At 60.5% G+C, this 5,378-nt stretch carries 2 protein-coding genes and 2 pseudogenes; 1 reads left to right on the plus strand and 3 read right to left on the minus strand.

The window, feature by feature from the left end; genetic code table 11:
* Window positions 1-141 precede the first annotated feature (141 nt).
* A pseudogene (locus IVB42_RS03275) lies at window positions 142-330 on the plus strand (transposase); the annotation flags it as partial.
* Between the two features lie 278 nt (window positions 331-608).
* Here the strand turns inward: IVB42_RS03275 and IVB42_RS03280 are convergent.
* From IVB42_RS03280 to IVB42_RS03290, 3 genes and pseudogenes are all read right to left on the minus strand, one after another.
* The gene (locus IVB42_RS03280; RefSeq protein ID WP_247469744.1) at window positions 609-3,236 is read right to left on the minus strand and encodes a Ulp1 family isopeptidase; all 2,628 of its coding nucleotides are present in this window, start codon (window positions 3,234-3,236) and stop codon (window positions 609-611) included.
* A 1,162-nt stretch (window positions 3,237-4,398) separates the two neighbouring features.
* On the minus strand, window positions 4,399-4,767 hold the full coding sequence (locus IVB42_RS03285; RefSeq protein ID WP_247342304.1) for a hypothetical protein: 369 nt from the start codon (window positions 4,765-4,767) through the stop codon (window positions 4,399-4,401).
* Between the two features lie 90 nt (window positions 4,768-4,857).
* A pseudogene (locus IVB42_RS03290) lies at window positions 4,858-5,240 on the minus strand (transposase); the annotation flags it as partial.
* Between the last annotated feature and the right edge of the window lie 138 nt (window positions 5,241-5,378).

Raw genomic sequence — 5,378 nt, forward strand, 5'->3', positions numbered from 1 at the left:
AACGTTGCTCACGATCGCCTGAAATCGCTGCTCACGATCCTCTGAAATCGTTGCTCACGATGCGCTGAAATCCGTGCTCACGATCCCGCGAAACGCGCAAAACAACCGGGGTCAGCTCTGTCCGCCGCGTCACCAAGACCATCCATCCGCCGCGAGATGAAGCGCCGCGCCGCGGTCGAGCCGGTGATCGGTCACCTCAAGGCCGAACACCGCATGAGCCGCAACCACCTCAAGGGCCGCGCCCGCGACCGAATCAACCCCGTCCTTGCCGCCGCCGGCTTCAACTTCCACCTTTTGCTGCGCTGGTTCGAACGGCTTTTGCGGCCCTGATGCAGAGGCTCCGGTGCATCATCCGCCAGCCGCACTACGCTTGAACCAGCGCGTTGCGGGAAACTTCACGGACGACATCCTACGCCGCATCAGCGCTTTACGCCACGCTCGCCAACCTCTCAGCACGCCGGCGAATAAGACGGGCTAGCTCCGGCTCCGCTCTCGTTGTGAGACACCATCATGCTCTGCGAACGGGCCGATTGCAGACCTTCAATCGGGGCGAAGTTGCACTTCAACCCCTTCAACCAGCTGCGCGCGCTATTCAGTTGAAGCCGACATCAGCCCCTTAGTCGGTTTTGCAATGCCTGCCGGTCGACGACGAGGTTGAGGAGGTTCAGATCTGCCTGCCGTCTTCCCGCGAGCCGTCTGACCAGCTCCCGGGTACCATCGACCACAAAGACACCGCAATCATAGCCGTTCCTCTGCTCGCGTATGAGGGCATCTCGCAAATCGGCTCCCACCCGCGCTGCGAGCGTTTCTGCAGGTCCGGCATTGTATGGCTCTAAGGAGTCGTAGTGATAGGCAACCGGCCTGTCGCGATCGCGGCGATCTACCAGCAGAAACGACCAATGGGAGCCGCGGGCATGAAGGTTCGTAGCGCTCGCATCACTCACCGGCAAGAACAGGAAGTCGGCCGTATCGTTGCCATTCAGATCGTTGACAATGCGATGGAATGCGTTCAGGGCGTCGCCCTCCGTACCATGGCCCACCTGAAAGGCGATGAGAGGATCGACGAACCGGGTCCGGGCGGCGAGGTTTGGATTGCTTTGCCGCAACTCCTGCGACAGGAGCTCGTAGTCCCGCTGGATATGCGCGTCACCCAGCCATTCCCTGGCTCCGAGCACCCGTCCGCTGCGGTCGCCGGCAGAGGCACTCGCCGTCGAAGCGCCGATCCGGGCATCAGGAACCGAGGATGGGCCAGGGTGATGGATCAGTTGGGCGTCGCGGCGTCCTCGCGGCCCCAATGCGATGGAGTAGGTCTCACCGTTGATAGAGACCGGCTGGGGAGCCATTCGCGAACTCGGCAACAGCATTCTATTGTCCAGTACATCGAGCAGGAAGTCCGGCACCGCCTGTGAGCCATGCTGCCAATCCTCGCCGACGAGATATCCGATCTCCTCGAGCTCTTGCGGCTTGCCTGATGGACCGATGAAGAACGGCGGTCTGCCGGTCGGGCTGAGCACCGGCCTTGACTGGGCGTCGTCACGCATTTCCTGCGGTGTGGACGGCAGATCAGCGAAAGAAGTCAAATCGCGGTAGATGTCTGAGGACCGAGCTGGCGCGCCCTCCGGAGTTGGCCACTCGAAGCCGGACGGCACTCGTGGAGACCAGGTGAAGCTCGAGCCGGCCGGGTCCTGCCAACCGGTCGGTCCAACCGGGCCTTGCGGCGCCGGCCACTCACTTGGATCGAAGTCGGACGGCACGCGCGGGGACCAGGTCGAGCTCGACCTAGCCGGTTCCTGCAAGCCGGCCTGCCCAAACGGACCTAGCAGCGGCGGCCACTCACTTTCGGACGGCGGAGTCGGCAAATCTCGCGCCCAGGTTGAGGTTGAGTTCGACCCAGCCCTCTGCTCAGGGAAGCTCACACCCAGCGCTCTGTTTGCCTCAACGAGTAGCAGATACTGCTTGAGCTTCTTGAGACCCACGCTATCAACTCTCCCTGTGGCTTCCCTGAAAGCCCGGAGGTCTGCGCCCAGCGAGCGCTGCTGCTCACTATTGCCGTTGATTCGACTCGCGATGCTCTCCCTACCCTCTGTGCGGAGCCAATCACTGAACTTGCGTCGGATCGAAGCAGTCTGTTGAATTATTTTTCTTCTCTGTTCGGAAGCTGGGTCGAGGTTTCTCAGCTCTTCGTTAGCCAGGCTCGCGATCAGGCTGGCGTCGTCGTCATAAGCACGAGGTCGTTGTCTGTGTCGCCTGGTCTCGAGACCCAGGTATTGTCGAAAGAGATTGAGTGGGGCGCCCGGCTTTGTGGCTTTCTGGTACGCCGAATGATCTGCGCTCAATGACCGCTGCTGCTCAGCATTGCCCTCGATGCGGTCCATGATGCTCGGCCTGCCCTCTCTTCGAAGCCAATCACTAAAAGAGCGTAGGCTGGACGCCTTCGTCGAAGCGTCGTGTTTCTCCTTGCGAGTCGCGTCGGATCCAAGCTTGGATAGAGCGTCCGTCAAAAAGTCATCGATGATGGAGACGTCCTCCGGATGAGCCGCCAATGTTTGGCGCCCCATCAGGCGGGGCCCGGCGCCGACAGCTTGGAGCCCGTCAGCCCCGATCCTGCGAAGATGAGACAATGCCACGCTGAGGCGATCATCATGATCGCCGCCAGCTTCGACGTACTCGTCGATGTCGACGGCGAGCGACCTTGGCTCGTTGAACGCCCGAGGAGCCAGGGGTTCCTTGTTCTGCGCTCGGAGCCAACGAGCAAACCCGTTGAGCGCTATCATATTGTTCCTGATCGTATCAGGGGGAACCGTTCCAGTCCCGCGGCCTCTGGTGCCATCGGGAGCAACTCTGTAGCTTTTGACGTTTTCCACGAACTGGCCGATCATCCGCTCGTCCTCGGGGTGCATCGGTTGCGCTCGCGTACCCACCCAGGCTGGGGCGGATATGGGATTTCCAGCCTGGAAATTCTGGAGTGCATTCAAGGCTGGCCCCACATGGTGCCTGCTATTGGCGCTCGCCACCTTATTAAATTCATCTTTATAGGCTGTCAGCAGCTCAGCATTGCCAAGCAGGTCGTTCAGAGTGACGCCTTTGGGTTGGAGGAATTCGCTGAACTTTCGAAGAGCCATCACATAATTATCGATCGTCTTCGCGGTACGGTTCGCGCTGCCCAATGCCGTCTTGAACTCTTCAATCAGCTCCAGGTCTGCCTCGGACGGACGACTGCGCTTTGCAAAGTCCATGCGAAGCTCCGAGGAGACGACATCAAACGCTGGGCCGCCGGACCACTTCTCACGGTGGCTTCCTCCAAAGACTTTGCTTAGTCCTGATTTGACCCGAGAGAACAGTCCACGGGGCTTGTTGTCCTTCGTCCGCGCCGTAGGTTGTTCCTCCGAGGGCGCTGCGTAGCGCATGCTGCTGAATGGCCCCTCCCGCAAGTCAGACCGGTAATTATTTGCAGCCGAACCAAGATGAGCGTGCGGAACATCGACGCTGTGACGCGCGCTGCTGAACGCATTGCTCCGCAGATTGGACCTTGGCGGCATTCGCATCGAACCACCAACGTCCGTACGCTGGATGTTTTCATGCGACCGTGCGGCTGGAGTGTCGGGGGAACTACCCCCCGAACTCTCCTCAGGAGAGCGGAGTTGCAGCTCGCCCAATTGCTGCTCGAAGCCAGCTTGATCCGCCTCTTGCCGCGCACGCTGCAGCTCCTGCTGCTCGGCGTGCCAGCGCATCCAATAGTCCGGATCGTTATAGATCGGTTCCACACCACTCTCCTACTAGATGAGACGACTCTTCAAAGCCGCCTGGCAGCGACACCGGCGCGAAAAGCTAGACGTCAAGATCGCCAATTGAACAACAAAGGACCGTTATCGCGCGCGCTCCGAGCTCGTGCATTGCCGCAGAAGAGCGCCCCGGATTCCTGGGCAACAGCTGGCTATCGCCAAACCTTAAACCAACGAAACCAAATACTCGCACGGTCCAAAAAGCCATGGTGCCGCCTCCCCCCTTCCAGGCAAGAAGGGCATGCGGCCACACCGCGATCGAAACTGGGCCGCCCCATTGCTGTTGGAAGGCGTCCGGGGTTTGAGAAGTTCCCTTGCAAACTCTCTTCGTCTTCAGTTCAATGTCCTCACATTAGCTACAACCAGCCGGCCGTGCCTGCACAATCAATACTCCAACGCACCTGCGCTCTTAGGACATTGAAGCCTCTCCTTCCGATCATGAAGCTTCACCGCATGTATGATTCGGACTGTACAACCTGACGCTACGTAGACTTCAACCCCGATCGCAGAGCCGGCTCCGGAAATGAGCTATCGCCAAATTTTGGTGACGGACGGGCCGGTCAGGCGGCGGCGCTTTTGGGCTGACGGTCGGTCGGCTTGGCGATGCAGCACCTCCTCAGGGCTGAGAATGAAGGCCAGTGTCTTTGGCGCCTTTGGCGCACTGAATGATCTGGTCGAAATCCCAATCGAGGCCGAGCGTGGCGCGGTAGAGAAATCGAAGCGCCGCGACGGTCACTTGCACCGAGCGTGGCGCCAGCTTCTTCTCGTTCGTCAAATAGACCTGGTAGGCGTGCCAATCGGTCGGCAAGTCGTCGTCGGCGATCTCGTGTTCGTCTGCCCGCCGCCTGGGCCGGTTTCCGTCTTCGGCCTCGAGCGCGGACCCTTTCGGAAGGGATCGTGCGCCGGCGGCGCCGCGCCGCTCATCAAGACTGTCGGTGCGGCCCCGGGTGCACACATCGAGATCGGCGCCGCCGTCGCGATCCATGGCGTGCTGCTGCCCCGATCCCGCCTCAGCCCGTCGACGCTCAGGGACGATCGCTTTCGCCTTGGGCGGGTAATCGTCGCTCCGCCTGGCATCGCTCAGCGCATGGAGTTTTGTCGTGCGGCCGCCTCGCGAGCGGCCGATTGCTTGATTGTGCTCCCCCCTTTTCCGCCGGAGGCACACCGGTGAGCTTTAATCGAGGTCGAGTCGAGCGAAAGCGCGACGGCATCTTTGCCGGGCTTGGCCAGCGCTTCAAAGATCGCGCACCATCGTCCGCGCTTTGCCCAACGATTGAAGCGATTGTAGATCCACCGCGCACCCGATTGCAGCATTTGAATGAAGCCGCTGATAATGCGCCGATCGTCGTCCCGATCCGGTCCGGTCAGTCCCGTCGGCAGGTGAGGTTCTATCCGCGCCCACTGCTTATCATTCAACCAAAACAGGCCGCCACGCATCGCTCGTCCCCGAATCAAAATATGCGGAAGAGAATCACGTGGCGCAAATTAGGTACAGACCCTAGCATTACAGTTGCTTTTGTTGCGGGCTTCTGAATCCATGGGCAACCATGATTCGAATGTCGTGGGCGCGGGCCGCGTCGGTTGAGGCGAGCCATC

Source organism: Bradyrhizobium sp. 45, assembly GCF_023073155.1.
Classification (GTDB): Bacteria; Pseudomonadota; Alphaproteobacteria; order Rhizobiales; family Xanthobacteraceae; genus Bradyrhizobium; species Bradyrhizobium canariense_D.

Bases quoted from the DNA above. Each gene is read 5' to 3' on its own strand.
- IVB42_RS03280 (WP_247469744.1), bottom strand. From the start codon at position 3,236: ATGGACTTTGCAAAGCGCAGTCGTCCGTCCGAGGCAGACCTGGAGCTG.
- IVB42_RS03285 (WP_247342304.1), bottom strand. From the start codon at position 4,767: ATGGATCGCGACGGCGGCGCCGATCTCGATGTGTGCACCCGGGGCCGC.